Source organism: Variovorax sp. YR216, assembly GCF_900107745.1.
Taxonomy (GTDB): domain Bacteria; phylum Pseudomonadota; class Gammaproteobacteria; order Burkholderiales; family Burkholderiaceae_C; genus Variovorax.
On the sequence record NZ_FNRO01000007.1, the window covers coordinates 1 to 24378 of the forward strand.

Annotated in this window: 26 protein-coding genes; 12 read left to right on the forward strand and 14 right to left on the reverse strand. The window is 64.6% G+C overall.

The genetic code is table 11. From position 1 onward, the window contains the following. The 3 genes from BLW05_RS18875 to BLW05_RS18885 form a co-directional block, all read right to left on the reverse strand. Positions 1-437, reverse strand: a 437-nt coding sequence (locus BLW05_RS18875) for a UxaA family hydrolase (protein ID WP_218135196.1), incomplete at its 3' end; no start/stop codon positions are given. A 19-nt stretch (positions 438-456) separates the two neighbouring features. Further along, positions 457-1608, reverse strand: coding sequence for an L-talarate/galactarate dehydratase (locus BLW05_RS18880; RefSeq protein ID WP_093164996.1), 1152 nt, complete (start codon positions 1606-1608; stop codon positions 457-459). 150 nt (positions 1609-1758) lie between these two features. Continuing rightward, complete coding sequence (locus tag BLW05_RS18885) at positions 1759-2718, reverse strand: Bug family tripartite tricarboxylate transporter substrate binding protein (RefSeq protein ID WP_093164998.1); 960 nt, start codon at positions 2716-2718, stop codon at positions 1759-1761. Positions 2719-2933: 215 nt separating this feature from the next. Between BLW05_RS18885 and BLW05_RS18890 the strand changes: the two genes are divergently transcribed. Next, positions 2934-3935: a LacI family DNA-binding transcriptional regulator gene (locus tag BLW05_RS18890; RefSeq protein WP_093164999.1), complete on the forward strand. Its 1002-nt coding sequence runs from the start codon at positions 2934-2936 to the stop codon at positions 3933-3935. On the opposite strand, the gene BLW05_RS18895 is transcribed toward BLW05_RS18890, so the two are convergent. Together BLW05_RS18895 and BLW05_RS18900 are read right to left on the reverse strand one after the other, a co-directional pair. Continuing rightward, positions 3932-4669 (reverse strand): FadR/GntR family transcriptional regulator, encoded by a 738-nt coding sequence (locus BLW05_RS18895; protein ID WP_093165001.1) that lies wholly within the window; start codon positions 4667-4669, stop codon positions 3932-3934. The genes BLW05_RS18890 and BLW05_RS18895 overlap by 4 nt on opposite strands. 35 nt (positions 4670-4704) lie before the next feature. After that, a complete protein-coding gene (locus tag BLW05_RS18900) occupies positions 4705-5940 on the reverse strand; it encodes a citrate synthase (RefSeq protein WP_256330379.1) in 1236 nt (411 codons plus the stop codon). Positions 5941-6041: 101 nt separating this feature from the next. Here BLW05_RS18900 and BLW05_RS18905 point away from each other — a divergent pair, with 101 nt between their 5' ends. The 5 genes from BLW05_RS18905 to BLW05_RS18925 all read left to right on the forward strand — a co-directional run bounded on the left by BLW05_RS18905 (position 6042) and on the right by BLW05_RS18925 (position 10567). Continuing rightward, positions 6042-6995 carry a 2-hydroxyacid dehydrogenase gene (locus BLW05_RS18905; RefSeq protein ID WP_093165003.1) on the forward strand — a complete coding sequence of 318 codons (954 nt, stop codon included), beginning with the start codon at positions 6042-6044 and terminating at the stop codon, positions 6993-6995. Positions 6996-7110: 115 nt separating this feature from the next. Then, positions 7111-8043 carry a Bug family tripartite tricarboxylate transporter substrate binding protein gene (locus tag BLW05_RS18910; RefSeq protein WP_256330380.1) on the forward strand — a complete coding sequence of 311 codons (933 nt, stop codon included), beginning with the start codon at positions 7111-7113 and terminating at the stop codon, positions 8041-8043. A gap of 12 nt (positions 8044-8055) precedes the next feature. Then, positions 8056-8784 (forward strand): fumarylacetoacetate hydrolase family protein, encoded by a 729-nt coding sequence (locus tag BLW05_RS18915; protein WP_093165006.1) that lies wholly within the window; start codon positions 8056-8058, stop codon positions 8782-8784. After that, positions 8781-9545 (forward strand): SDR family oxidoreductase, encoded by a 765-nt coding sequence (locus BLW05_RS18920; RefSeq protein ID WP_093165007.1) that lies wholly within the window; start codon positions 8781-8783, stop codon positions 9543-9545. The genes BLW05_RS18915 and BLW05_RS18920 overlap by 4 nt, the downstream gene beginning before the upstream one ends. A gap of 47 nt (positions 9546-9592) precedes the next feature. Continuing rightward, positions 9593-10567, forward strand: coding sequence for a Bug family tripartite tricarboxylate transporter substrate binding protein (locus tag BLW05_RS18925; protein WP_093165009.1), 975 nt, complete (start codon positions 9593-9595; stop codon positions 10565-10567). Between the two features lie 54 nt (positions 10568-10621). On the opposite strand, the gene BLW05_RS18930 is transcribed toward BLW05_RS18925, so the two are convergent. Then, positions 10622-11107 carry a SixA phosphatase family protein gene (locus BLW05_RS18930; RefSeq protein WP_093165011.1) on the reverse strand — a complete coding sequence of 162 codons (486 nt, stop codon included), beginning with the start codon at positions 11105-11107 and terminating at the stop codon, positions 10622-10624. Between the two features lie 509 nt (positions 11108-11616). Here BLW05_RS18930 and BLW05_RS18935 point away from each other — a divergent pair. After that, the gene (locus tag BLW05_RS18935; protein ID WP_093165323.1) at positions 11617-11934 is read left to right on the forward strand and encodes a CinA family protein; all 318 of its coding nucleotides are present in this window, start codon (positions 11617-11619) and stop codon (positions 11932-11934) included. A gap of 112 nt (positions 11935-12046) precedes the next feature. On the opposite strand, the gene BLW05_RS18940 is transcribed toward BLW05_RS18935, so the two are convergent. From BLW05_RS18940 to BLW05_RS18955, 4 genes are read right to left on the reverse strand one after another with little or no spacing between them, the layout of a single operon-like run. Further along, on the reverse strand, positions 12047-12931 hold the full coding sequence (locus tag BLW05_RS18940; protein ID WP_177142721.1) for an alpha/beta hydrolase: 885 nt from the start codon (positions 12929-12931) through the stop codon (positions 12047-12049). Positions 12932-12967: 36 nt separating this feature from the next. Next, a complete protein-coding gene (locus tag BLW05_RS18945) occupies positions 12968-13957 on the reverse strand; it encodes an NAD-dependent epimerase/dehydratase family protein (protein ID WP_093165014.1) in 990 nt (329 codons plus the stop codon). Positions 13958-13963: 6 nt separating this feature from the next. Beyond that, complete coding sequence (locus tag BLW05_RS18950) at positions 13964-14965, reverse strand: Bug family tripartite tricarboxylate transporter substrate binding protein (RefSeq protein WP_093165016.1); 1002 nt, start codon at positions 14963-14965, stop codon at positions 13964-13966. Between the two features lie 51 nt (positions 14966-15016). Next, positions 15017-16111: a porin gene (locus BLW05_RS18955; protein WP_256330381.1), complete on the reverse strand. Its 1095-nt coding sequence runs from the start codon at positions 16109-16111 to the stop codon at positions 15017-15019. Between the two features lie 48 nt (positions 16112-16159). On the opposite strand from BLW05_RS18955, the gene BLW05_RS18960 reads away from it, so the two are divergent. Further along, a complete protein-coding gene (locus tag BLW05_RS18960; RefSeq protein ID WP_256330382.1) occupies positions 16160-16879 on the forward strand; it encodes a GntR family transcriptional regulator in 720 nt (239 codons plus the stop codon). 45 nt (positions 16880-16924) lie between these two features. Here the strand turns inward: BLW05_RS18960 and BLW05_RS18965 are convergent, their stop codons facing one another. Further along, positions 16925-17830 carry a helix-turn-helix domain-containing protein gene (locus tag BLW05_RS18965; protein ID WP_256330383.1) on the reverse strand — a complete coding sequence of 302 codons (906 nt, stop codon included), beginning with the start codon at positions 17828-17830 and terminating at the stop codon, positions 16925-16927. Positions 17831-17932: 102 nt separating this feature from the next. Between BLW05_RS18965 and pobA the strand changes: the two genes are divergently transcribed. Continuing rightward, the gene (pobA, locus tag BLW05_RS18970) at positions 17933-19105 is read left to right on the forward strand and encodes a 4-hydroxybenzoate 3-monooxygenase (protein ID WP_093165020.1); all 1173 of its coding nucleotides are present in this window, start codon (positions 17933-17935) and stop codon (positions 19103-19105) included. 157 nt (positions 19106-19262) lie between these two features. Next, positions 19263-20243, forward strand: coding sequence for an ABC transporter substrate-binding protein (locus BLW05_RS18975; RefSeq protein WP_093165022.1), 981 nt, complete (start codon positions 19263-19265; stop codon positions 20241-20243). A 106-nt stretch (positions 20244-20349) separates the two neighbouring features. On the opposite strand, the gene BLW05_RS18980 is transcribed toward BLW05_RS18975, so the two are convergent. Next, positions 20350-21153, reverse strand: coding sequence for a phytanoyl-CoA dioxygenase family protein (locus BLW05_RS18980; RefSeq protein ID WP_093165023.1), 804 nt, complete (start codon positions 21151-21153; stop codon positions 20350-20352). Positions 21154-21196: 43 nt separating this feature from the next. Between BLW05_RS18980 and BLW05_RS18985 the strand changes: the two genes are divergently transcribed. Together BLW05_RS18985 and BLW05_RS18990 are read left to right on the forward strand one after the other, a co-directional pair. After that, positions 21197-21430 carry a hypothetical protein gene (locus BLW05_RS18985; protein ID WP_093165025.1) on the forward strand — a complete coding sequence of 78 codons (234 nt, stop codon included), beginning with the start codon at positions 21197-21199 and terminating at the stop codon, positions 21428-21430. A 98-nt stretch (positions 21431-21528) separates the two neighbouring features. Continuing rightward, positions 21529-22470, forward strand: coding sequence for a LysR substrate-binding domain-containing protein (locus BLW05_RS18990; RefSeq protein ID WP_093165027.1), 942 nt, complete (start codon positions 21529-21531; stop codon positions 22468-22470). Here BLW05_RS18990 and BLW05_RS18995 read toward each other — a convergent pair. Beyond that, entirely contained in the window at positions 22457-23350 is an 894-nt protein-coding gene (locus tag BLW05_RS18995) for an NAD(P)-dependent oxidoreductase (RefSeq protein ID WP_093165029.1), read from the reverse strand. The two genes, BLW05_RS18990 and BLW05_RS18995, sit on opposite strands and share 14 nt — an antisense overlap. 20 nt (positions 23351-23370) lie before the next feature. Beyond that, positions 23371-24360: a Bug family tripartite tricarboxylate transporter substrate binding protein gene (locus BLW05_RS19000; RefSeq protein WP_093165031.1), complete on the reverse strand. Its 990-nt coding sequence runs from the start codon at positions 24358-24360 to the stop codon at positions 23371-23373. Between the last annotated feature and the right edge of the window lie 18 nt (positions 24361-24378).

The following is a 24378-nucleotide window of genomic DNA, read 5'->3' on the forward strand; positions in this document are numbered from 1 at the left end:
ACGGCGAAGTCGGTCACCCCGGCCACGCATTGAACCGTCTGGGTGATCGCGAGGATGTTGCGGGTGCCCACCGAGCCGTCCGGGTTGCGAAAGCCCTCGAAGGTGAAGCCTTCCAGAGGTGGCATCTCCGGTGGTTTGACGGTGGAGATCGGCAGGCCTTCGAGCTCGCGCGCGGCGGGCATCTTCAAGAGGCGCTCGTGCACCCAGCTGCCGGCCGCGATGTGCTTGAGCGCGTAGCCGATGGTGACGTTGTAGCGGCGCACTTCGCCGCCTTCGGGGATGTCGACCAATGCGACCTTGTGGGCCTGGGGGACCTTCTCGCGCAGGGTCAGGCCCGAGGGAAAGACGGTGCCCGCGGGCAGGCCGCCGTCGTTGGCCACGATCGCGACGTTGTCGCGCTCGTGCATGGTGATGTACAGGGGCGGGCGGGAGAGCATTTCAGCCATGACTCGACATTCAGGCGCGCTTGCCGACTTCGGCTTCTTCGCGTGTCCAGCCTCTGGCCTGCTCACTCAGGCTCAACCCCAGGCCGGGGCGCGTTGGCACCAGCATGCGGCCGTTGCCGATCTCCAGTCGCTCGTTGAAGAGCGGCTCGAGCCAGTCGAAGTGCTCGACCCAGGGCTCGGTGGGATAGACGGCAGCAAGATGCACATGCAGCTCCATCGCGAAGTGCGGACCGAGGCTCAAGCCCGCATGCTCTGCCTGAGCCGCGATCTTCAGGAATGGCGTGATGCCGCCCACGCGCGGTGCATCGGGCATCAGGTAGTCGGCGGCGCGATGGCGGATCAGCTCGCCATGCTCCGCCGCGCTGGTCAGCATCTCGCCGGTGGCGATCGGGGTGTCGAACTGCGACGCGAGCGCGGCATGGCCTTCGAAGTCGTAGGCGTCGAGCGGCTCTTCGATCCAGACGAGGTTGAACTGCTCGAAGATGCGGCACATGCGCTGCGCGGTCGGGCGGTCCCACTGCTGGTTCGCATCGACCATGAGCGGCATGTCGTCGCCGAGGTGCTTGCGCACCGCTTCCACGCGCTTGATGTCCAGCGCGCGATCGGGTTGGCCCACCTTGAGCTTGATGCCGCCGATGCCGCGCTCGCGAGATGCCGCCGCGTTGACCAGCAACTGGTCGAGCGGCGTGTGAAGGAAGCCGCCCGAGGTGTTGTAGCACTGGACCGAATCGCGCTGCGAGCCAAGCAGCTTCGACAGCGACAACCCGGCGCGCCGCGCCTTGAGGTCATAGAGCGCCACGTCGAACGCGCCGATGGCCTGCACCGCCATGCCGCTGCGGCCGACCGATGCACCGGCCCAGCACAGCTTGGTCCACAGCTTGGAGATGTCGCTGGGGTCTTCGCCAATCAGCGCCGGAGCGATTTCCTTGGCATGCGCGAACTGGCCCGGACCGCCGGCCCGCTTGGAGTAGCTGAAGCCCAGGCCGCGATGGCCGTCCTTGGTTTCGATCTCGGCGAAGAGCATCGCGATCTCGGTCATCGGCTTCTGCCGGCCGGTGAGCACCTTGGCATCGCTGATCGGATTGGCAAGCGGCAAATAGCACGACGAGATGCGGACCCAGGTGATGCTGTCGCTGGCGGAGGAGGGTGTAGGGCTGGTCATGTGCAACTGCTTTCGATGTCGGTTTGCCCCTGGCTGAGAACCCGCGCGGCTGATTCCAGAAACCCCGCGGAACCGGCTTTGCCGGGCCGCCGGGGTTGCCCCCGGTGAGGGGGTGGAGAGCGACACGAAGTGCGCGAGCCTGGGGGAGAGTCAATCAATCGTTATCTTTCCGGTCTCGATCACCTTCTTCCAGCGCGCGTATTCCTTCTGCTGAAACTCGGCGAACTGCGCCGGCGTGTTGGCGACCATCTCGAAGCCGATCGAGGTGAACTGGTCCTTGACCTTCGGATCGTTGAGCGCCTCGACGAAGGCGGCATTGGCCTTGTCACGCAGCGCGGGCGGCAATCCCTTGGGCGCGACGATGGCCTGCCACGATGCGACCTCGACGTTCTTGACGCCCGCTTCGGCGAGGGTCGGCACGTCAGGCAGCACGGGCGAGCGCTTGGGGCTGGTGACGGCGAGCGCGCGCATCTTGCCGCTCTTGATGTACTGCATGACCGAGTTGATGTTCTGGAACGAGGCGTTGACCTGTCCGCCCATCAGGTCGGTGTGCGCCGGCGAGCCGCCCTTGTAGGGCACATGGATGCCGGTGGTGCCGGTCTGTTGCCAGAAAAGCTCGGCCGTCAGATGGTCGCTGGAGCCGTTGCCGGCTGATGCGAAGGTCATCTTGCCGGGGTTGGCCTTGAGGTAGGCGATCACGTCGGCCACGCTCTTGTGCGGCGAATCGGCCGGCACCACGAGGACGTTGGGCGAGGCCACGGCGACCGTGATGAGGTCGAAGTCCTTGAGCGGGTCGTACAGAAGTCCTTTCATCAGGTGCGGCACGATGACCAGGGGGCCGAGCGACGTCACGAGAAACGTTGCTCCGTCGGGTGGCGCGCGCTTGACGAAGGTGGCGCCAATGGTGCCTGTGGCGCCGGCCTTGTTGTCGACGAGGAACGATTGCTTGAGCTTTTCCGTGAGGCGCGGGCTGATGGCGCGTGCCACCTGGTCGGTCGAGCCGCCAGGCGGGAAGGGCACGACCAGCGTCACCGCTTTGTCGGGCCAGTTCTGGGCGCCGGCGGCGAACGCCGCGAGACCGAGGGCGATGGCGGCGAAGCATTTCTTCATGGGGTGTCTCCTTGGTTGGGGTGATTCTTAAGCAATTGATAACGTTGTCATTTTGGGATGCACTTCGTCGTCGCAAAAAGGCTGTTTGAAGGATTCATCCAGTTTGCGAGAATGATAGCGTTGTCATTTCTTATGGTCAACGGAGGAGTTCCCGCGGGTTTTCCCTCTGCACAGCGCTTCTGGTATCGTTGTCATGACCATCCGCCGCGCCCCGCATGAATCCCGCTTCCTCCCCCAAGCCGGCCACGCTGCACGACGTGGCGAAGGCCGCCGGTGTTTCGCTGATCACCGCCTCGCGCGCGCTCGGCAATCCTGGCGTGGTGTCCAAAGCGACCATCGAGAAGGTGCAAGCAGCGGTGGAGGCGACCGGCTACATCCCGAACCGCCTCGCGGGCGGCCTCAAGTCGAAGCGAAGCCTCATGGTGGGCGGCATCGTGCCGGCGCTGTCGGTGGCGCAGTTCCTGCCGACCCTGCAGGCGTTGACCACCGAACTCGCGGCGGCGGGCTATCAGTTGATCCTTGGGCAGACCTCCTACGACGCGGCGCAGGAAGAATCGGTGCTCGACGCAATGATCGGCCGGCAGCCTGACGGCATCTTCATGACCGGCCTGGTGCAGTCGCAGAAGGCGAGGGACCGGCTGCGGCGATCGGGCATCCCCGTCGTCGAATCGTGGGACCTGAGCGACCGCCCTGTGGACATGCTCGTGGGTTTCTCGCACGTCAAGGTCGGCAGCGCGGTCGGCGGCTACTTTCTCGGCAAGGGGTGGAAACGCATCGGCATCGCAAGCGGCGATGACCACCGCGCGCGCATGCGGCGCGACGGGTTCCAGACCACGCTCGGCCGCGAGGTGCCGACGGTTTTCGTGCCGGCGCCCAGCAGCCTCGAACTGGGCCGCCGCGCGCTTGGCGAACTTCTGAAGAAGGAGCCCAAACTTCAGGCGGTCTGCTGCAGTTCGGACCAACTCGCCCATGGGGTGATTGTCGAAGCGCTCGCGCGAGGCTTGCGCGTTCCTCGGGACCTTGCGGTCTGCGGCTTCGGCAATGCGGATTTCGGCGCGCACACCGTTCCGTCGATCTCCACGGTGCATGTGGATGGCGCCGAGATCGGTCGTCTCGCCGCCCGCCTGATCGTCGCTCGCTGCAAGGGGGAGGTGATCGATCAGCCGGTCATCGATGTCGGCTTCCGCATGATCGAGCGGCAATCGACCGCCACTTAGCTTCGACCGGGCTCCTGAGGCCCCTTGGAGGCACGCCGCCGTTCGCGGCCATTGACCAGGTGGCCGCGCATCGCGGCGCGGGCGGCTTCGACGTCTTGCTGCGCGATCGCGTCGTAGATTCCGAGGTGCTCGTGGCGCACCTGGTCGCCCAACGCTTCGCTAGCTCCCTCTTCGTTCCCGTCTGCCGTCTTGAGGAACGCGGTCGGAACACAGGTCGGCCCCAGCGCCTCCAGCACGGCCGCGAAATGCGGGCTGTGCGAGGCACGTGCGATTTCGAGATGGAACTGATAGTCGGGCAGGGCAGTATCCATGTCTTGGTCCATCGCGGCCTCGATGGCGTCGAGCGCGCTCTTGATGGCCGCGAGGTCGCTCGTGTCTCGACGCTGCGCCGCGAGCGCCGCCGCCTCGGTTTCGAGGCCGATGCGCAGTTCGATGAGCGCAATCGCCTGCGCGAGGCTGTCGTCCGGGCTGCTGTCCACGTGAAAGGGTTTCGCGCGCGACGCCCCAACCACGAAGGTGCCCACGCCGCGCTGCGGCCGCACCATGCCTGCGGCCTGCAACTTCGAGAGCGCTTCGCGCACCACGGTCCGACTCACGCCGAACTCCTGCATGATCGCCGCCTCGGTCGGCAGCTTGTCGCCCGGGCGCAGCGGGCCGATCCTCATCCGCTTGCTCAGTTCGTCGACGACATCGGCGCTCAGGCTGCGCGCCCGGCGCCGTTCAATGGTTTGCATAGGAAACTCCCGGTATCTCGATGGGGTGCGCATCGCTATTGAGCGGTCCGTACCGAACGCCTGCGAGACGGTGTCTTCGGCGTGTCGTTGCGATGGACTGGACGTGCAGCGACGTTGTGCGTTTGCACGACTGCGGTTTCTTCGTTCGTGTTTGGATTGACTCCCACATACCGACCTCTTGGTCGAATGACCTGCGGCGCGCTCAGTTGTTCGAGGCTGTGTGCCAGCAGTCCGATGCTTCGCGCAGTCGCTTGCAGGCCGAATGCCGAATCCTGAGGAAGCCGCATCCGCGCCACGAGTGCGGCAAGCGCCAGATCGATGTTTGGTTTCAATCCGGTGAGCGCCTGCGCCTTCTCGATGAAACGCGAGATCGCTTCTGGCGGTTCGAACATCGCAAACAGCGCCGCTGCCCTGGGGTCGCCTTCCGGGTATATGTGGTGACCGAAACCCGGAAGGGGCAGGCCGGTGGAGAGGTAGTGGCCCAGTACTGCGTCCTCTCCGAGGCGCTCCACTTCGCCAAAGAGGGCGCGCACTCTGCCGGACGCATCGCCGTGCAGCGGACCCGATAGCGTTGTCAGCCCAGCCAGAAGACAAGCCGCCAGCGAAGCGCCGGTCGATGCGGCGATTCGAGCCACGAAAGCCGAGCTTGTCAGCTCATGGTCGACCATCAACACCATGGCGACCCGCAGTACTTCCGCGACTCGCGCGGGCTGTCGCCAGCCCGTGGCGAAGCGCCGGTGCAAGGGCTGCGTGCCCGGCTGCGCGCCGAACGCGCAAGCGACATGCCCCACCAGGTCCTCGGCTTCTTCATGCAGCACGCGGGTCATGCGGCCGCTCGTCGAATGACTGACTGCGGCGAGCGCACCAAGTGAAGTGAACGCAGCGGACCGCCCGGCCTGCGGCGGGCGCGTGGCGCCGGCGGCGGTGAAGTCCACTGGCTTCTCGGCGGCCCAGAGCAGTTGAGCGGCTTCTTCGAGGGTGGCTGACTGCGCGAGTTGCACTGCATCGTGGCCTCGATAGAACACCCGACCCCGGTAGAAGGTGCTCAGGGCTGTGGGAATGCTGGGCTCAGTCCCGTAGAGCGTGTTCGTTGCCACCGTCTCGCGCTTGCGGCCAGCCTGCTTGCGCCTGGACAAGGCTTCGACATCCTCGGCGCGGTACAGGCTGCGTCGCGAGTCTGCCGGGTCAGGCATGACCTCCAACTTGCCTCGGCTCACGTAGGCGTAAAGCGTCTGGGGCCGCACATCCAGCTGGCGGCACGCGTCGTCCATCGAGATCCAGGTTGCCATCACGGGTTGAATTTAATTGAAATTATGTTGATTTTAATGATCAAGATTGTCATGTTGATCAACTAAACACACACTCCTGCTCGATGAAAGCCAAGATCCTTCAACTCAATCCAATATTGGTTCCGTCCGTCAACGAACGCCTGGCCACGCTGTACGACGTCCATCGACTCTTCGAGATCGATGACAAACAAGCCTGGCTCGATGCGAATGTCGACAGCATCGAGGCCGTCATCACCGGAGGGCACACAGGAGTCTCCAGGGCCATGCTGGAGAAGATGCCCGCGCTCAAGGTGGTGGCGATCAACGGCGTGGGAACCGACGCCGTGGACCTTGGGTACTGCAGAGCGCGCGGCCTGCCGGTCACGGCCACGTTGGGCGCGCTGACGGAAGATGTGGCCGATCTGGCGATCGGCCTGCTCATCGCGGCCTGCCGCAACCTGTGCGCGGGCGATCGCTTCGTGCGCGACGGGAACTGGCCCGCCAATCCGCAGCCGAGCGCGCTCCCTCTGGCACGTCGTTTCAGCGGCATGCGTGTGGGCATCGTCGGCATGGGCCGTGTTGGCCGTGCCGTGGCGCAGCGCGCCATCGCATTCGGCTGCACCATCAGCTACACCGATCTGCAGCGCATGGGCGATGTGCCACACCGCTTCCTGCCCGGGTTGATTGACCTGGCTCGAGAAGTGGATGCGCTGGTGCTCTGCGCTGCAGCAGACAAGGCTGAGAGCATCGTGAACGCAGCCGTGCTGGACGCCTTGGGTCCGCGCGGATTCCTTGTGAACGTGGCGCGGGGCCGCCTGGTCGATGAGGTTGCGCTTTCCCGCGTGGTCGCCGCAGGAGGCATTGCCGGCGCGGCCCTGGACGTCTTCGTCGATGAGCCGAACGTACCGCTCGAATTGCGTGAGTCCGGTCGCACCACGCTGCAGGCGCACCGAGCCAGCGCCACATGGGAGACGCGTACTGCGATGGCAGAGATGGTCCTCGACAGCTTGAGTCAGGCATTCAGTGGCGAAAGGCCGGCGATGAGCCTGACGACCTGAGCCGAGCGCGGCTCATCAGACGGATCGCGAAGCATTGGGCAATCGCCCATCCAAGAGAAACAGGAGACAAGACATGTTTGCAACCCGCATTGCGGCCGCATTGGCCGGACTGTTGATGACCTTCGCGCACGGCGTGGGTCTTGCCCAAACCTTCCCTTCGAAGCCGGTGACGCTGGTCGTTCCCTTTCCGCCCGGCGGCGGAACCGACACCGGTGCTCGGCTCATGGCCGAGCAACTGGGCAAGCGTTGGGGTCACCCGGTGGTCGTGGACAACAAGGGTGGTGCGGCCGGGCAGATTGGCGCTGACAGCGTGGCCAAGGCCCGGCCCGACGGCTACACGCTGCTGTTCGGCAACGTCGGAACGCAGTCGATCAACCCCTCTCTGTATCGCAAGCTTCCTTACGACCCGGACAAGGCATTTGCTCCAGTGTCGCTGGTCGCCGAGTTGCCCTTGGCCCTGATGGTCAATCCGGGCGTCCCTGCCAAGACACCGGGCGAGCTGATCGCGCTCGCCAAGGCGCAGCCGGGTCAGATGAGTTACAGCAGTTCGGGCGCAGGAAGCGCACCACACCTGGCTGCAGAACTCTTCAAGGACAGCACGGGCACCTTCATCCTGCACGTGCCATACCGCGGCGGCGGGCCGGCCATCACCGACCTGCTTGGTGGCCAAGTGCAAATGTCGTTCCTGACGGTTCTGGAGGCATCCGGTCATATCAAGGCCGGCAGGCTGCGGGCGCTCGCTGTGACGAGCGAGAAGCGGGTCCCGGCACTGCCTGACGTACCGACCCTCGCCGAAAGTGGCCTTCGCAACTTCAACGCGATCTCGTGGATTGGTCTGCTGGCGCCTGCGGGTACCCCGCCCGACATCGTGGAGCGCATCGCGGCCGACGTGCGCGCCGTGTTGTCCGATGATGCCGTGAAGGCCCGGTTTGCAGCGCTCGGCGGCGTTCCCCGCGCAAGCTCTCCCCAGGAGTTCGCCAAGCTCATCGCCGATGACCGTGGCCGCTACGGCCAGGTCATCCGCAGTCGCAACATCACCATCGACTGAGGACGTCCGGCAATGGACTACGTTTTTGCACCGACCGAACAGGTGGTGCTACCGGTGGCTGGCCGTAGCGATTCCTTCCCGGTCCAGCGCGTCTTCTGTATCGGCCGCAACTACCGCTGGCAGGCCAATGAGTCGGCGCCACGAAACATGCCGACCTGGTTCCTGAAACCACCGCAAGCCGTGGTTCCAGCACGGGGCACGTTGGCGTACCCATCGGACACTTCAGACTTCTGTCATGAGATCGAACTCGTCGTCGCCTTGGGCCGCGGTGGGAGCAATCTGGATCCCGCGCGGATCGAGACCGAACACGTTTGGGGCTACGCGGTCGGCATGGATCTCACGCGGCGCGATTTGCAGCAGCAGGCCAAGGCCGTGGGAGGTCCTTGGGCAGCGTCGAAGGCCTTTGACCAGTCCGCACCCTGCACGCCGGTTGTGCCGGTCGATGTTTGCGGCCATCCCAGGCACGGCGCCATCTGGCTGAGCGTGAATGGTCAAGAGCGGCAACGATCGGATGTGGGCGAACTGTTGTGGCCCGTTTCCGAGCTTGTGGCCATGTTGTCGCGCGCTGTCACGTTGCTGCCAGGTGATCTTGTCTTCACAGGCACCCCCGCAGGCGTTGGCCCCTTGCATCCGGGCGATGTCGTGCGGGGCGGAATCAGCGGGATCGGCGAGTTTTCCGTCACGGTTGATCCGGCCGGGGAGCGCCGAATCTCACACATCTTCGAGGAGACGAACCTATGACATCCAATGCCGAATCCAGGATCGCGCTCGTCACTGGCGCAGGCAGCGGCATCGGTCGCGCTACAGCCTTGGGTCTCCTGGGCGATGGCTTTGTCGTCGTCCTGGCGGGCCGCCGGGTCGAACCCCTGCAAGCACTGGCGGAGGAAGCCGCGGCACGCGGTCAGAAGGCACTGGCAGTGCCTACCGATGTCACCGACCCGGCGAGCGTACAGGCGCTGTTCGACACCATCGAACGCACATACGGGCGACTCGACGTGCTGTTCAACAACGCCGGAGTCAATGCTCCGGCAGTGCCCGTCGACGAACTGCCATTGGAGAAATGGTTCAACGCGATCAATACCAACGTCACGGGTGTATTCCTGTGCGCACGCGCCGCGTTCGGTCTGATGCGCCGGCAGTCACCGCAAGGCGGGCGAATCATCAACAACGGGTCGATCTCCGCCCACACACCGCGTCCTTTCACCGCCCCGTACACGGCCAGCAAGCACGCGGTCACCGGACTGACCAAGGCCCTTGCGCTGGACGGCCGAGCCTTCAACATCGTGGCCAGCCAGATCGACATCGGCAATGCCTTGACGGAGTTGTCCGAGCGCATGACGCGAGGCGTGCTCCAGGCCAACGGCACCGTGGCACCCGAGCCCATGATGCCCGCAGTGCACGTTGCCAATGCCGTGCGCCACATCGCGGCGCTTCCACTCGATGTGAATGTGCTCACGATGACTGTCATGGCCAGTTCCATGCCTTTCGTCGGTCGAGGCTGAACACGTCCGACCCTTTCCGTTCCCCCATCAGAGCCGAGGAGACATCCGTGCCACGTATCTCATTGTTCAAGCTTCTGGCCGTCGCGCTGACTGCCGTGGTGGCAACCAGTTCGGTTGCTGCGCAGAGCTATCCCAGCCGTCCGATCAAGATCATCGTGCCCGCGCCGCCGGGCGGGGCCATCGACATCCTCGCCCGCGTCGTCGGCAACAAGCTCTCCCTCTCGATGGGGCAGCCAGTGGTTATCGACAATCGGCCCGGCGCGTCGAACAACCTGGGCACGGAGGTTCTCGCCAAGGCAGTGCCGGACGGCTACACCATCGGTATCGTCGGTGGCAGCCACACCATCAACAAGTTCCTGTTCAAGAACCTGGGGTGGGATCCGGAGAAGAGCTTCGAGCCGATCGTCTACACGCACGAGGTCCCGCTCGTCTTCGCTGTCTATCCGCAGATCCCGGCCAGGACGTTGCCCGAACTCATTGCGTGGATGAAGGCCCATCCGGACCAGGCGAAGGTTGCGACTTCCGGTCGCGGCAGCGCCCAGGAGATGGCAGCGGAGTTGTTTCGGCTCGCCAGCGGAGTACCCATGCTGATGGTGCCGTACAAGGGCTCGTCTGCGGCGCAACCGGATCTACTGGCCGGCAGGACCATCCTGTACATCGACACCGTGAGTGCGATCCAGGCACAGGTGAAGGCCGGCTCCGTGCGTGGCGTCGCGGTGACCTCGCTCAAGCGGGCCGCTTCGCTGCCCGAGGTCCCCACCGCCGACGAACAGGGCCTCAAGGGCTACGAGGCCAATACGAATGGTGGCTTCCTGGCTCCGGCCGGGACACCGCAACCCTTCATCGCCAGGCTCAATGCAGAGATCAACGCGGCCCTCAGGCAGCCGGATGTGCGCGAGAAACTGGAAGCCGCCGGCATCGAGGTGCAGGGCGGCACGGCCCAGGAGTACGCGACGCGAATGAAGGCTGACCTCGGAAAGTGGGGCAAGGTCATCCGCGACGCTGGGATTCAACCTGAGTGAGGGGGGCCGGATCTTTCTCGACACCGTCTCGCGCCGTCGCAGCCGCGGTGCGGACTATTTTCTCGGCGCGTCGAGCTTCACCTTCACCGGACCGATCCCGGCGACATCCCCCCACGCCTTTGCGTCGAAGCGGAACTCGGCGACCGCGCATGTGGGCATGTCGATGATTTCTCTCGACAGCCGGTGCGCGAGGTCGGTGAACTCGGGGTTGTGGCCGAAGAGCATCACGCGGTCCAGCTTGTCATCCAGCGCGCAAACAACGGCAAGCAAGTCGTCCGGGCTGCTCGCGTAGAGCCGCTCATCGACAACGATGTTTTTGCGTGGGTAACCGATCTCGTCGGCGATCAGCTGTGCCGTCGTCAACGCGCGCAGAGCTGGGCTCGAGACGAGCAGGTCGGGCCTCACCCCGCGCTTTCCGAGGCGCTTGCCCATCGTCGGGGCGTCCTGGCGGCCGCGGTCATCCAACGGTCGCTCCCGGTCGGGCAATGACGGATCGTCGCGACTCGACTTGGCATGCCGCACAAGGATCAAGGTTTTCACGATCAGCTTTCGGTCGGCTTCAACTCTACACCCGCTACGAATGCGCTGGCACCGCTGAGGACCCGCGCCACGGTTTCGGCGAGATGCAGCCAATGGCGCCCGTCGTGGCCAGCACTGCTTGGGCGCTCGCAGATCGCGTTGCACAGTTCCGAAGGACAGTGATCGTGACCATGACCTTCGGTGGCTGACCGCCGAGACGGGAGCGTCCGCGAGATGATTGCTCAGTCGGCCTGTCTCGGCCGAGGAGGCAACGAATCGGGCCGCTCTGCGGCCCAACTCTTTTGGCGAAGCTGCTTCCCGATGGGTGTCTCTCCACCGAGCGTGACGGGTCTTGCGCACCGTTTTAACGTGGCTGGAGACCCATCAAGACTCAGTCTTATTGGGTACGTTGCGCGAGGCCTTTGCGAAGAGGCGAACGACGGACAAGATACGGCCGGCCAACTGAAGACGTTGGAGGCCACCACCCAACGAATAGGTCGCTAGCATGGATGCAGTTTGCAGGCACAGCCATGAATGAAGCTCTAGGGTCCGACCTTCCATCACTGGCAGTTCTCGCGGAACGCGTGGGTGCATCCTTGCGCAGGCGGCGAGAGTCGGTCGCGGTCGTTGAATCCTCTGCGGGAGGGCTCGTGTCCGCATCGCTTCTTGCGATACCCGGGGCCTCCGCCTTCTACTTCGGAGGTGCCGTCGTCTACTCAAGGCGAGCTGGTCGGGCGCTTCTAGGCTTGACCGCAGCCGACCTCAGAGGCATGCGTGGTGAAACCGAGCCCTATGCCCTGCTGGTCGCTGGGCGGGATGACCACTGCGCTGCTGGACCGCCTCACTAGAGTTATGCACAGTCGGCATCCACGATGCCGGCTTCCATCCCCAAGTCAAAGTTCAAACGGCGCCGACGAGAACGGTTGGCCGATGGCCGGGAGACCGACATCGATGACTGCTTCATCGCTGTGCGCCTCGCAGAAACTGCCCCAGCCGCCGATACCAGGGGGCATCGGGGTTCTGCAGCGCGGTGTGCGTGCCGAAATGGTCGAGTCCGGGTTCCATGAACTCCGAGCTCATGCCCGGTTGCTGCGCGAGGAGCGCGGCCAGGCGCTGGTTGGAGAGCCGCACGCGCGCGCTGTCGAATTCGCCGAAGCTCAGGCAGATGGGCACGGTGTTTCCCGAAGCCCAACAGAGCGGGCTCATGACCGCGTCTTCGCGGCCATCGCGTAGCACCATCGAGTAGATACGTTCCTCGAGACTCCCGGCCGCGGGCTGCGGATGGTGCAAGTCCATGATGCCGCTGATGGGAAGGCAGGCGCGAATGGCATCGTGGGGGATGCCGGCACGTTGCCGATCGGCCTGGCGCAGCGCGACCAGTGTCGCGAGATGCGCTCCGGCGGAATGGCCGGCAAGGTGGATGCGCCGCGCATCTGCGCCATAGGCTTCTGCGTGCTCGATGATGTGGCGCAACGCCGCAAGGCTGTCTTCGTAAGCAGCGGGGAGCTTGTCTGCCGGCGCCAGCCGGTACGACGGCGCAACGAGGACGCAGCCCAGCCGCGCAAGGTGCGGCGCCATGAAGCTGACATAGCTCCTGTAGCCGTTCGTCCAGCCGCCACCGTGCCAGAAGACGACCACGGGCGCGTTGCGAGCGCCTCGGGGGCCGAACACGTCATAGCGATGCAGCCGGTGCGATCCGTAGGCGACGTCGCGCCGCACGTCCAGGCTGTCCGTCGCCAGGTCGCGGGACCAGCGCATGACCTGGCGGGCGTAGTCCTCGGCTTCGGGAAAAGGCAGGCGCATCTGATGGTCGGGGTCCATCAAGTCGCGGTCTTCATCGTGCATGCGGTTTTCGTTGGAGGAAGAGGGCTCTCGCATCGCTCAGGTCCTCGCAGCGATGCACATAGGCGCGAAGTGCACAACCGAATCGGCGAGCGAGTACGCAGGGCGCCATCCCAGCTCTCGTTCGGCGAGGCCAATGTCCGATGCCGCCTCGCGAACATGAGGAAAGCCCGCGAAGCCGCCGGTCGCGGTAGTTCGCATCTCGGTGCGCAACGCCGGATGACAAAGGCGCACCGCGTCGGCGAAATCATCGAAGGTGCAGAGCCTGCCGAGGCCGATGTTGTAGACGCCCTGCGCGGGCTCTGGTGCGTCGAGCGCCGCGACGTTCGCGAGTGCGCAATCGCGTGCGTCGATGAATTCCTCACCACCACGCCAGACGACATACGGATCGTCGATCACCGACGCCTCACCGCGGGAGGCGGGGCCGGCGAGCGACGAGAGCACGCGGCCCGGCACCGAAGTGCCGGGGCCGTTCCATGCGCTGATGACGGCCGCATAGCGCAGCGACACCGTGCTCAGACCATGCAGATCGCGGTAGAGCAACGCCAGATGTTCGGGCATGACCTTTGTCGCGGCGTAGATCGAGCCGGGTCGATGCCGGATGGATCGCAGCGCGAAGTCTTCCGGCAAGGCGTCTCCCTCGAAGTCTCCGAAGACCGGGTAGCCCACCGTCGTGGAACTCGCGACGACAACGCGTTGGAGCCGATGGCGGCGAGCCGCTTCGAGCACATTGGCGGTGCCCATGACGTTGACTTCGATGCCCTTCAGCGCGTTCTCTCGTATCGCAGTCGACAGGAGCGCTGCGGTGTGAACGATGCGTCGCACGTCGTGGCGTGAGATCAGATCCGACAGTCCGCTGAAATCGGTCACGTCGGCCTGCACGACATGCACCGCGGGGCTGTCGACGATCGTCGAGATCGCCTCGCGCGCCGGGTGCCGGTCCACGAGCAGGACGTCCTCGCCGCGGCGTGCCAACACGCGCGCGGTGTGGCAACCGATGACACCCGCGCCAGTAATGAGTGTTGTCATGCGAGATCAGTTGGCCTGGATGCCGAATTCCTTGACGATCTGGCCGTAGCGTTGATAGTCGTTCTGCACCAGTTTGCTCATCGAGGCCGGGTCGCCGCCCGTGGGTGTGAGGGCGATCGTTTCCATGCGTGCGGCCACATCAGGCATCTTGAGGATCTCCTGCACATGCTGGTTGAGCAGCTTGACCAGCTCCGGCGGCATGCCCTTTGGTCCCATGAGCGCCTGCCATGCACCGACCTCCGCACCCTTGTAGCCCAATTCGGCCAGCGTGGGCACATCGGGCAGGAAAGGCGAGCGCTTCGAATCGGCGACCGCGAGCGGCACCAGCTTGCCGGCCTTGATGTGAGGCTGCACCGGGCCGAGCGTGGTGTACATCATCGGCACCTGGCCACCGACGAGGTCCGCCACGGCGGGCATGCTGCCGCGGTAAGGCACCTGCGTGATCTTGGTTCCGGCCGACCTGTCGAAGAGTTCGGCAAGGATGTGCATCGGCGATCCGGCGCCGGGGCTCGCGTACGTCTGGATCTTGCCGGCCTTCGCGCCCGCGACCAGGTCCTTCATGCTGGTGACGCCCGATGCGGTGGTCGCAACCACGAACAGCGATTGGCTGCCCAACTGCGAGATCGAGGTGAGGTCGCGCGTCGGATCGACTTGCGCACCGGCAACGCCCTTGAGCACGTGTGGAGTGATCGCGATCGTGTTGGGCGCCAGCAGCAGCGTGTAGCCGTCGGGTGCGGCCTTGGCGACGTAGGCCGTCCCGATCGTGCCGGCTGCGCCGGTCCGGTTGTCGACCACGACCGGTTGGCCGAGGCGTGTCTGGAGCTTCTCGGCGACCACGCGGGCGAGCACATCGGTGTCCCCGCCGGCCGGGTAGGCGACCACGATCGTGATGGGCTTGCTCGGATAGTGCTGCGTGTCGGCGCGGGCAGTGCCGAGCGTGCCGCCCATGGCGACGGCGAGGGCAGCGAGGGTCGCGAGCGCGCAGCGGCGGGTTTGGAGAGTCTTCATGGGTGAATCCTTGGATCTTCGAGGTTGGCAGCGAGAGCGCGAAAAAATTCGTCAGTACACATGGCGGATGCCGAGGTTGTAGGCGCGCGAGCCCAGGCCCTGCTCGGTTGCGTTGCCCACGCGGTAGAAGCCCGTCTTCGAGCCCGCCGGCGCGTTGTTGTCGATACGCGCGATGGAGGTATAGAAGTTCGTCCGCTTCGAAATGAAGTGCACGTAGCCGAAGGCGATCTGGTTCGCGTCGTAGTTCTGAGTCGTCCGGTCATCCTTGTGGATGTAGGAGGCCAGGAAGCGGCCCTGCCCATAAGGCACGGCGACGCCGACCATCACGTCGCGCGAATCGGCGTTGACGATGCCGAAGACGGCCGAGCCCTTGTTCACCACGTAGTTGAAGTGCGCGGTCGCGATTCCGAAATCGTATTTCGCGCCCAGGAACGTGAGCCAGCCCGGGACACCGTTGGCATCGTTGACGTTGTGATAGCCGATCTTCACGTAGGCCGGTCCCGAAACGTAGCCAAACGCGCCGCCGTACTGGCGCTTGTAGCTGGCGTGGTTCTCCACTTCTCCGAACCCGTAGACAACGTCGGCGGTGAAGCCGCTGCTGTGGGTGTATGCGTAGCGGACGGTGTTGTCCATGCGGTTGTTGCCACCCGCGCCACCCGCGCTGATCAGGTTGGCGGAATCGCCCGCCAGGCCGGTCCCGAACGGGTCGGTCTCGGTCTGGACAATCGCCACCGGCGTGTACTGCCGCCCCAGCGTCACGCTGCCCAGAACGCCCTGCAGGCCTACGACCGCCAAGCGGCCAAAACCCAGCCCGCCCTGTGCGAGCCCGCCGGTGTCGGCCAATGGACCCATCTCCAGCGTGTAGAAGGCGCCGAGTCCCCCACCCATGTCCTCCGTCCCCTTGAAGCCGAGGCGGGATCCGGATTGCACACCGCTCGTCAACTTGTTGGCACTGGCGCCCTTCGGACCGCCGCTTTCGCGGACAAAACCCAGATCCACCAAGCCGTAGACCGTCGCGGTGCTTTGCGCCCAACTCGGGGAGGCTGAGAGTGCCGCGAGCAGTGCGGCGGCCGTGGGCGAAAACTTGGACGCGCGGGAGCGTGCACTCATCAGGTGCAGGATGCGATAATTGTTGTGCATTGTCATGAATGATTGAATATTTCATGAAATGTATTTGTCTTCATGAATGCAAGCATGCGTGTGAGCACCTATATGCCAACAAACGAGTCTGTGTTAAGCGGAGCGGCCGACCCTGGATCGCGGACTGAGCGCGCCTATCAGCGCCTGCGCGCCGAAATCCTTCAGGGCGCACTCGCGCCGGGCGAGCGCCTGCGTGCGGCTGACCTCGACGCGCGCTATGACCTCGGACTGACGCCGATACGTGAGGCCCTGGTAAGGCTGGGCACAGAAGACCTCGTGCTCATGGAATCCAACCGCGGCGCCCGCGTGCGGGAAACCTCGCCCGAAGAGTTCGCTGATCTCATGAAGACGAGGCGCGAAATCGAGCGGCTTTGTCTTGCCGAAGCCATCCGCCTCGGCGATTCGAAGTGGGAAGCGGAGGTCATTGCCGCGCTGCACGTGCTGACGCGCACGCCGCTGCCAGACTTCACCGACCCTGTGCTTACCGCGAAATGGGAGGCGCACCACAGGCGTTTTCACGCAGCGCTCGTTAGCGCGTGCGGGTCCGAATGGCTGCTACGGTTCTGGAACCAGCTTGCAGATCATTCGGAGCGCTATCGCATGATCCGTCTGAAAGGGCCCCTGGAGGCGCGCAACGTACAGGCGGAGCACCAGGCCATCCTCGATGCGGTGCTTCGCCGCGATATGGAGGAAACGATCGCTCTGATGGATGCGCATTTGCGCGAAACCGAAGTCGCGGTGCAACTGGCAATGACCACTCCGGTTCAAGCCTGATTCTGAAAGACCGTGCCGTCGGCTATTTCGTCATGATGACGATCGTCATGTGAGCTGGGTCACGCTCGCGCGGAACGCGCGGGGCGAGCATCCGCAAGTGCGACTGAATACTCGGCTGAAGTGGGCGGGGTCATCGAAGCCAAGCAGCTCGCCGATCGCCGCCACGCTCGCCGTGGTGTAGGCGAGCAGCCGGCGGGCCTCACGCATTCGACGGGCATCCACCAGGCGCGAAACGGGCAAGCCCGTGGCGCTGCGAGCGACGCGGCTCAAATGCGTTGGCGTGACGCCCAGGGCTTTTGCGTAGTCGCGCACTCGCCATGCCGATGCGAACTTCTTCTCCAGCAGCGCTTCGAAATTGCGCAGTACCCGGGAGCTCGCGGAACCACCAACCGGCTCCGAAGCCTCTGCCAAAGCCTTTCCAGCCAGCCCAAGGACGGCTGTGCCCAAACCCAGTAGCACGAGAGAGCGTCCTGGAATGTCATCTTCCCCGTAGGCTGCCCAAAGCGAGGAGAACAGCGAAATCAACCCGGTCGCGAAGTCCCCTTTCAAAGGTATCGCGGCGGCACGTGCCAGCGTTTGACGCAGCCTCGGCTCGTTGGCCAGTTGCTGCGCCAATAGCTCATCGGGCAGGCTCAGGACCCAGCCCTGGGTGCCTGGCGAGAAGGAAAAGGCATGCACATCGCCGACGGGAATGTTGACCAAGGTGTGCCTGCCCAGTGCCATGGAGCCGGCTTCAAGCCACGCCATGCCGCGGCCTGTTCGCAAGAGCAGCAATTGATGCAGGCGCGAATGCCGGTGCGATGCCAGCTCCCAACTGTGCAGCATGGAGCGCGCAGCGATGGTCTCGCAATGCAGCACGTCGGGAAACGGGCTCGATTCGCCAAAGAGACTGTACGAGCGGATGGAGCTCGCCTGTGAACCCGGTGCGCGCATGATGTTCGAATCGTACAAGTAGTGGCTCGATCCAGCCATTCCTCCCGCCGCCTGTTGATCCTAACGTAGGGCCTGCGCTGCCGATCCCCGGCGCATTAAACCGCACATAGGAGACATCGCATGAAAACTCAGGTCTGCATCATTGGAGGCGGCCCGTCGGGTCTGCTCCTCTCTCAATTGCTGGATCTCAAGGGCATCTCGAACATCGTGCTGGAGAAGCACAGTCGCGAGTACGTGCTCGCTCGTATTCGGGCGGGCGTTCTCGAACATGGGTTCGCCGAGTTGATGCGGGAGGCCCAATGCGGTGAACGCATGGACCGCGAGGGAGAGATCCATCACGGCTTTCAGATTGCGCACGACGACCGGCTCGATCGCATCGACCTGCACAAGCACTCCGGCGGGCATTCGGTGATGGTCTACGGACAGACCGAGTTGACGCGCGACCTGTACGAGGCGCGGGACCGCGCGAAGGGCCAGGTCGTGCATGACGCGCAGGACGTCAAGCCGAACGACCTCGGCACCGACGCACCCTGGGTCAGCTATCGCAAAGGCGACGAACTCCTCCGCGTGGATTGCGACTTCGTGATCGGCGCGGATGGCTACCATGGCGTCAGCCGCAAGTCGATCCCCGCGGACGTGCTGCGCGAGTACGAGAAGGTCTATCCCTTTGGCTGGCTGGGCGTGCTCTCGCGGACCAAACCGGTATCCCCGGAACTGATCTACGCCAAGCATGAGCGCGGTTTCGCGCTGTGCTCGATGCGCTCCCAGGTTCTCAGCCGCTATTACATCCAGGTGCCGCTCTCCGACACGGTAGAGAACTGGTCGGACGATCTTTTCTGGGCTGAACTCAAGCGCCGCCTTCCTGCTGACGTGGCCGGGCATCTCATCACCGGCCCCTCGATCGAAAAGTCGATCGCACCGTTGCGCTCCTTCGTTGCGGAACCGATGCGCTGGGGACGCCTCTTCCTGGCCGGCGATGCGGCGCACATCGTGCCGCCCACAGGCGCTCGTGGCCTGAACACGGCCGCATCCGACATCTACTACCTCTACCACGCCATGGTGGACCACTATCTCAAGGGTGATTCCGCCGGACTGGACAACTACTCAGCCAAGGCGCTCGCCCGCGTGTGGAAAGCGCAGCGATTCTCATGGTGGATGACCACGATGCTGCACACGTTTCCGCAGAACAGCGGCTACGACAACGAGTTGCAGCAGACCGAACTCGACTACCTGCTGTCCTCCGATCGAGCCAAGGGTGTCCTTGCTGAGAACTATGTCGGATTGCCGTTCTGACGGGTCTTGGCACGCCTTCCCTTCGGGTTGCTCGGCCATAAGAAGTAGTGCGCCCAAGCCTGACTAACCACTAATATCAAGTCGTCATTCCCGGGGCCGCGCAAGCCATAGGACTCCTTTCAGCAGCGATTCCGCTGCGTGCCGACCAGGGGCTCGAATGAAAAGAAGAGCATTTCACTGCACGTTGGCGGCGATTCCGTTCTCGGTGGCGCTTGGCGCGACCACGCAGTTGAAGCAGCCCTTGCGCGTCGCCTTCGTATCCACTGAGCGCAAGGACCGTCCTTCACAGAACTTCGAGGCCTTTCGCTCCGGCATGCGTGAACTTGGCTACACCGAAGGGCGCGACCTGCACATAGATGCCTGGTGGGGCGAAGGCTCGCGCGACCAAGTCGAGAGATGGGTGCCGGACATTCTGCGTGCGCAGCCTGATGTGCTGCTCGCCTCTGGTGGTCTGGCGCTTGGAGCGCTGATCCGCACCGACGTCAAGCTGCCGATCGTGTTCAGTGTCAGCGCCGATCCCGTTGCGGCCGGTTTTGTCCAGAGCTTCTCACGCCCGGGTGGTCACATGACCGGTGTCAGCTTGTTCACTTTGGGGCTGATTGGCAAGCGGCTGGAATTCCTGAAGATGATTCTCCCGAGCGCGAACAAGGTCGCCCTGATCGCAAATCCGCAGCATCCGGGTGAGTCGCAGGAACTCGATACGACACGGAAGGCTGCGACCCGGCTCGGGATCGCCGTGCGCTACTTCCCGATGAAGGACGAAGCCGAACTCGACCTCGCTCTTGCGGACATTGCCCGGCACGGCGACGACGCGATCGTGGCCTTTGCCGACGGATTCACGATGAGTTTCGCCTCGCGCATCGCCGCGTTCTCGCTGCGGCAGCGTATCCCCGCCATCGACGGGTGGGCGGAGTTTGCACAAGAGGGCAACCTGATGATCTATGGCCCGGTCATCGAGGAGGTGTACCGTCGCCTGGCAGCCTTCGTCGACAAGATCGGGCGGGGTGCGAAGCCGGCAGACTTGCCGGTGGAACTGCCAACGAGAGTCGAGCTCGTCGTCAACCTGAAGACAGCGCGGGCGATCGGATTGGAGATACCCCGCGCGGTACTTCTGCGGGCTGACCGGGTCATCAGGTGACGCACCGGTACTCCCAGCGCGCACGGCCCAGCGCCTGCGCCCTCGCGGATGCCAGACGCGCGGCTGGCAGGTGGAGATGCGATCGGTACGTCCGCCGACACGAGCTTCAGCACCTGTGCCCGATGCTGAAATCGTTGCGACCGCTTCGGTCCACCCCACGCACGAGCCAGAGTGGACGGCGCGCGAAGTCGACGGGTACGCCGCTCTTGCCCTCCGCGGGCTTCAGCGAACGGTCGAACAGGGAAGTCGAGGGCATGTAGCGCAATGCCACGCCGGTGCGCCTTCGATTGGAAGTGTTGGCGCGTGCGCCGTGGATCATGTAGACGTCGTGCAGCGACATCTCTCCGGCCGCGAGTTCGACGTCCGCGGCCGTGCTCTCGTCGAAGGTGCCGGGCGCGAGCCGCTGCGTCAGCGTCAGGTCTGCGCGGTCTTCGTGGAGGTGGTCGTGCAGTCGCCGCTCCTTGTGCGAGCCGGGGATCACGCGCAGGCAGCCATTGCCGGCATCGGAGTCTTCCAGGGCGACCCAGACCGTGCATGTCGCGAGCGGGCGGATCGGCCAGTAGTGGCCGTCCTGGTGCCACGGTGTCTCGTAGCCGTCGCCCGCTGGCTTGCAGAACACGTGGCAGCCCCACAGGATGACATCGTCTCCGACGACGCCGGACACCAACTCCACCAACTCCGGATCGCGCGCCAGTTCCAGGAATGCCGCACTGCCGCGGACGCCTTCCCCGTTGTCACCCTCGATGTGTGCCGACACCAGCTTTTCGGGGCGCACGCCGGGATTGCACCGGATCAGGTCGTCCAGCGCCCCGCGCATGAATGTCGTTCGGTCGCCAGGCAGGCGGTACGCGGGCCGGACCCAGCCTTCGTCCCGGTAGGAGATGAGCTCGTCGGCAGTGAGTTGCGCCATTTCGTGACTCGATCCATCCGTGAAAAGGCGTTGGTATACACCGATGTTCTACATTCGAGAAATCGCCAGGCGTGGCGCGAAGAACCCGCAGATGACGCGGATCGTCGACGACATCTGCCGGCGCCTGCAGGTGCTCGGCAAGCGCTATGGCATGCCGGGGCCACTCGCGGAATTGCCGCAGTTCCGAGGCCGCGGCTGCACCTTCGTCTACTACGCGATGGACTGGCTCATCGAGGCCGGCATGCGCGAGTTGCACGGCGCGTTCGAGCCCGATTAGCGTTCGGCGGACGTCCCGCACAGGACGCACGGGCTCGGCGTTCGGCAGGCAGCTCGGACGGTATGCTCCGGAAGTTCACCGTCGCTTCCAGGAATCCAATGGACATCAAGCAGCTCCGTTACTTCGTCACCGTGGCCGAGGAGCTCAGTTTCAGCAAGGCCGCCACCAAGCTGCATATGTCCCAGCCGCCGCTTTCCCAGCAGATCAAGGCGCTGGAAGAAGAAATGGGTGTGTCCCTGTTCTTTCGCAATCGCAGGGAAGTGCGGCTCACGGACGCGGGCAAGGTGTTCCTCAGGGAAAGCCGCAGCCTGCTCGACCAGTTCCGGATCGCCGTCAATGCCGCCATCCAGGCCAAGGAGGCCAACGTCGGCACGGTGCGCATCGGCGTCGTCACGTCGGCGCTGTTCAGGGTCATGCCGACATTCCTCACGCTGATCCGGAACGAATTCCCGAGCATCGACGTGCGGGTGAGCGATCTGCAGTCCGACGAGCAGGTGCTGGCGGTCGGCCAGGGCTCGCTGGACATCGGCATCGTGCACGTGAGGCCGGAACGGGTGAACCTCGCGCGCAGGCAAATCCTGAGCGAGCCGTTGTCGGCCGTGTTGCCCGAAGGGCATCCGCTTGCGCGCACGCCGCTGTTGCGCATGGGCGATCTGGCGGACGAACCCATGGTTGCGCTTTCCCGGCCGCACGCGCCCACGGTGTTCGACGCCATCATTGCGGCATGCACCCGCGCAGGATTCAGTCCCAACATCAAGCACTCCGCGCGAAGCCCCTTCACCATCTTCCAGATGGTGAAGATGGGCTTCGGCATTGCGCTGGTGCCGCATTCCTACAGGCTGGGCGGCTACCCGGGCGTGGTGCTGCGCGACCTCGATGGCGTCGACGACGCCAGCGTGCGCATCGAACTGATCTGGAACGAGCGGCAGGCCTCCGAGCTGACCCGGAAAGTCATCGAGGCGCTGGCGCCGCGCCTGACTGAGATCCTTGCGGACGACGATCTGCCGCCGGACGATCCTTCGCTGCTCAAGCCGCCTTGATCGGCACGCGGCCGTCCACGAGCTGGATCAGCGCGGGGTGGTAGTTCTGCACGAAGCCCGCCGCCCTCGTCTTGCAGAGAAGGTCGTGGGTGTAGCGCGCAATGTGAGGCTCGAAGCCCGCCTGGTCCGCCAGCGCCAGCGCGAGGGACGCATCCTTGATCGCGTATTCGACCGGGAACACTTTCTCCGGGAACGTGTCCGGCACCAGCGACTTCATGCCGTGGTTGCGCAGCGCGAAGCTGTCCGCGGATCCCTTGGACAGCGCATCGAACAGCTCCTTGCCGTCCATGCCCGCACGGCGACCGATCGTCAGCACTTCGGACAGCGCGTTGACCGTCATGAACACCATGATGTTGTTCAGGATCTTGACCACCTGCCCGCAGCCCGTGTCGCCGCAATGAAGGACATCGCTGCCCATGTGCGCGAGCAGTGGCCGGACGATGTCGAAGAGCGCCTTCGTCGCGCCGACCGTGATGAACAGCGTGCCCTGGACGGCCGCTTCCTTGGTGCGTGCGACCGGCGCATCGACGAACAGCACGCCCGCATCGGCCAGCTTGCCCGCGAGCACGCGCGTGCGCGCCACTTCGCTGGTGCTCATGTCGACGATGAGCTTCGGCACGCGGGGCGCGCGCAGCAGCGCTTCGCAGACGCTTTCCACCTGCACGATGGAAGGCAGCGAAAGAAAGACGACATCGACTTTCGAGCCGAGGTCTTCGACGGATTTCTCGGCGATTCCGCCCGCTGCGACCAGCCGTTCCACCGCTTGCGGGTTTTGGTCGTACACATGCACCGGAATGCCTGCCTTGCGCACGAGGTTGGCGCTCATGGGTTCGCCCATCACGCCCAGGCCGACAAAGCCGATCGTCTCAATCTTCACCATCTCTGTTTCTCCTGATTTGCTCATTCATCGAGCCGGATGTTGGCCGCAGCCACCAGGCTCTTGTACATGTCCGACTCCCGCTTGATGAACTTCGCGAACTCCGCGGGCGACGTGACCGCAGGCTGGAAGAACATGGCCGACAGTCGTGTCACCACTTCGGGTGCCTGCATCGCGGAGCGGATCTCGGCATGAAGCTTGTCGATCACGTCCTGCGGTGTTCCGGCCGGGGCCCAGAATCCGTACCAGCTCGGCATGTTGAAGTCCGGGAAGCCGCCTTCTGCAACTGTCGGGAGATCGGGCAGGTCCGAAAGCCGCTTCGGCGTCGTGACCGCAAGGGCTCTCAGCCTGCCGCTCTTCACCTGGGGATAGGCCGAGGCCATCGGCTCGACCATGGAGGCGACCTGCCCACCGATCACATCGGTCAAAGCCGGACCGCCGCCCTTGTAGGGAATGACGGGCATGTCGACCTTCGCGCGGACCTTCAGCAGTTCGGATGCGAGATGCCCCGCGGAGCCGTAGGCGGCCGTGGCCCATTGCACACGACCGGGCCGCTTGCGCGCATCGGCCAGCAGATCGTCCACGGTGCGATACGGACTGCTCGCCGACACCACCACGAGCTGGGGTAGCGCACCGATGTAGGAGATCGGCGCGAAGTCCTTCTCCATGTCGTACCTGGCCGAACTCATGATGAGCGGATTGACCAGTTGAAGCGACGCATTCAGCAGGATCGTGTAGCCGTCCGCGGGCGATCGCTTGACCACTTCCGCCCCGAGCACGCTGCTCGCGCCGGGGCGATTCTCGACGACGACCGGCTGGTTCAGTTGCTGCTGGAGCTGCGGCTGCAGCGCACGCGCCACCGTGTCCACCGACCCGCCGGGCGGAAAGGGCACCACCAGCTTGATCGGTCGGCTCGGATAAGGCTGCGCAAGCGCCGGCAGGGCCAGGCTTCCGAGTGCGGCGCCCGCCGCCGCTTTCAGCAAGCCTCTGCGGCTGTGCATGGTTGTCTGCATTGTTTGTCTCCTGTCTCT

Excerpts from the sequence above, each read along its gene's own strand:
- BLW05_RS18955 (WP_256330381.1), bottom strand. The coding sequence starts at position 16,111 with ATGACAATGCACAACAATTATCGCATCCTGCACCTGATGAGTGCACGC.
- BLW05_RS18980 (WP_093165023.1), bottom strand. The coding sequence starts at position 21,153 with ATGGCGCAACTCACTGCCGACGAGCTCATCTCCTACCGGGACGAAGGC.
- BLW05_RS18985 (WP_093165025.1), top strand. The coding sequence starts at position 21,197 with ATGTTCTACATTCGAGAAATCGCCAGGCGTGGCGCGAAGAACCCGCAG.
- pobA (WP_093165020.1), top strand. The coding sequence starts at position 17,933 with ATGAAAACTCAGGTCTGCATCATTGGAGGCGGCCCGTCGGGTCTGCTC.
- BLW05_RS18880 (WP_093164996.1), bottom strand. The coding sequence starts at position 1,608 with ATGACCAGCCCTACACCCTCCTCCGCCAGCGACAGCATCACCTGGGTC.
- BLW05_RS18945 (WP_093165014.1), bottom strand. The coding sequence starts at position 13,957 with ATGACAACACTCATTACTGGCGCGGGTGTCATCGGTTGCCACACCGCG.
- BLW05_RS18910 (WP_256330380.1), top strand. The coding sequence starts at position 7,111 with ATGACCTTCGCGCACGGCGTGGGTCTTGCCCAAACCTTCCCTTCGAAG.
- BLW05_RS18890 (WP_093164999.1), top strand. The coding sequence starts at position 2,934 with ATGAATCCCGCTTCCTCCCCCAAGCCGGCCACGCTGCACGACGTGGCG.
- BLW05_RS18895 (WP_093165001.1), bottom strand. The coding sequence starts at position 4,669 with ATGCAAACCATTGAACGGCGCCGGGCGCGCAGCCTGAGCGCCGATGTC.
- BLW05_RS18940 (WP_177142721.1), bottom strand. The coding sequence starts at position 12,931 with ATGCACGATGAAGACCGCGACTTGATGGACCCCGACCATCAGATGCGC.
- BLW05_RS18900 (WP_256330379.1), bottom strand. The coding sequence starts at position 5,940 with ATGGACGACGCGTGCCGCCAGCTGGATGTGCGGCCCCAGACGCTTTAC.
- BLW05_RS18920 (WP_093165007.1), top strand. The coding sequence starts at position 8,781 with ATGACATCCAATGCCGAATCCAGGATCGCGCTCGTCACTGGCGCAGGC.
- BLW05_RS19000 (WP_093165031.1), bottom strand. The coding sequence starts at position 24,360 with ATGCAGACAACCATGCACAGCCGCAGAGGCTTGCTGAAAGCGGCGGCG.
- BLW05_RS18975 (WP_093165022.1), top strand. The coding sequence starts at position 19,263 with ATGAAAAGAAGAGCATTTCACTGCACGTTGGCGGCGATTCCGTTCTCG.
- BLW05_RS18915 (WP_093165006.1), top strand. The coding sequence starts at position 8,056 with ATGGACTACGTTTTTGCACCGACCGAACAGGTGGTGCTACCGGTGGCT.
- BLW05_RS18885 (WP_093164998.1), bottom strand. The coding sequence starts at position 2,718 with ATGAAGAAATGCTTCGCCGCCATCGCCCTCGGTCTCGCGGCGTTCGCC.
- BLW05_RS18990 (WP_093165027.1), top strand. The coding sequence starts at position 21,529 with ATGGACATCAAGCAGCTCCGTTACTTCGTCACCGTGGCCGAGGAGCTC.
- BLW05_RS18995 (WP_093165029.1), bottom strand. The coding sequence starts at position 23,350 with ATGGTGAAGATTGAGACGATCGGCTTTGTCGGCCTGGGCGTGATGGGC.
- BLW05_RS18905 (WP_093165003.1), top strand. The coding sequence starts at position 6,042 with ATGAAAGCCAAGATCCTTCAACTCAATCCAATATTGGTTCCGTCCGTC.
- BLW05_RS18935 (WP_093165323.1), top strand. The coding sequence starts at position 11,617 with ATGAATGAAGCTCTAGGGTCCGACCTTCCATCACTGGCAGTTCTCGCG.
- BLW05_RS18950 (WP_093165016.1), bottom strand. The coding sequence starts at position 14,965 with ATGAAGACTCTCCAAACCCGCCGCTGCGCGCTCGCGACCCTCGCTGCC.
- BLW05_RS18960 (WP_256330382.1), top strand. The coding sequence starts at position 16,160 with ATGCGTGTGAGCACCTATATGCCAACAAACGAGTCTGTGTTAAGCGGA.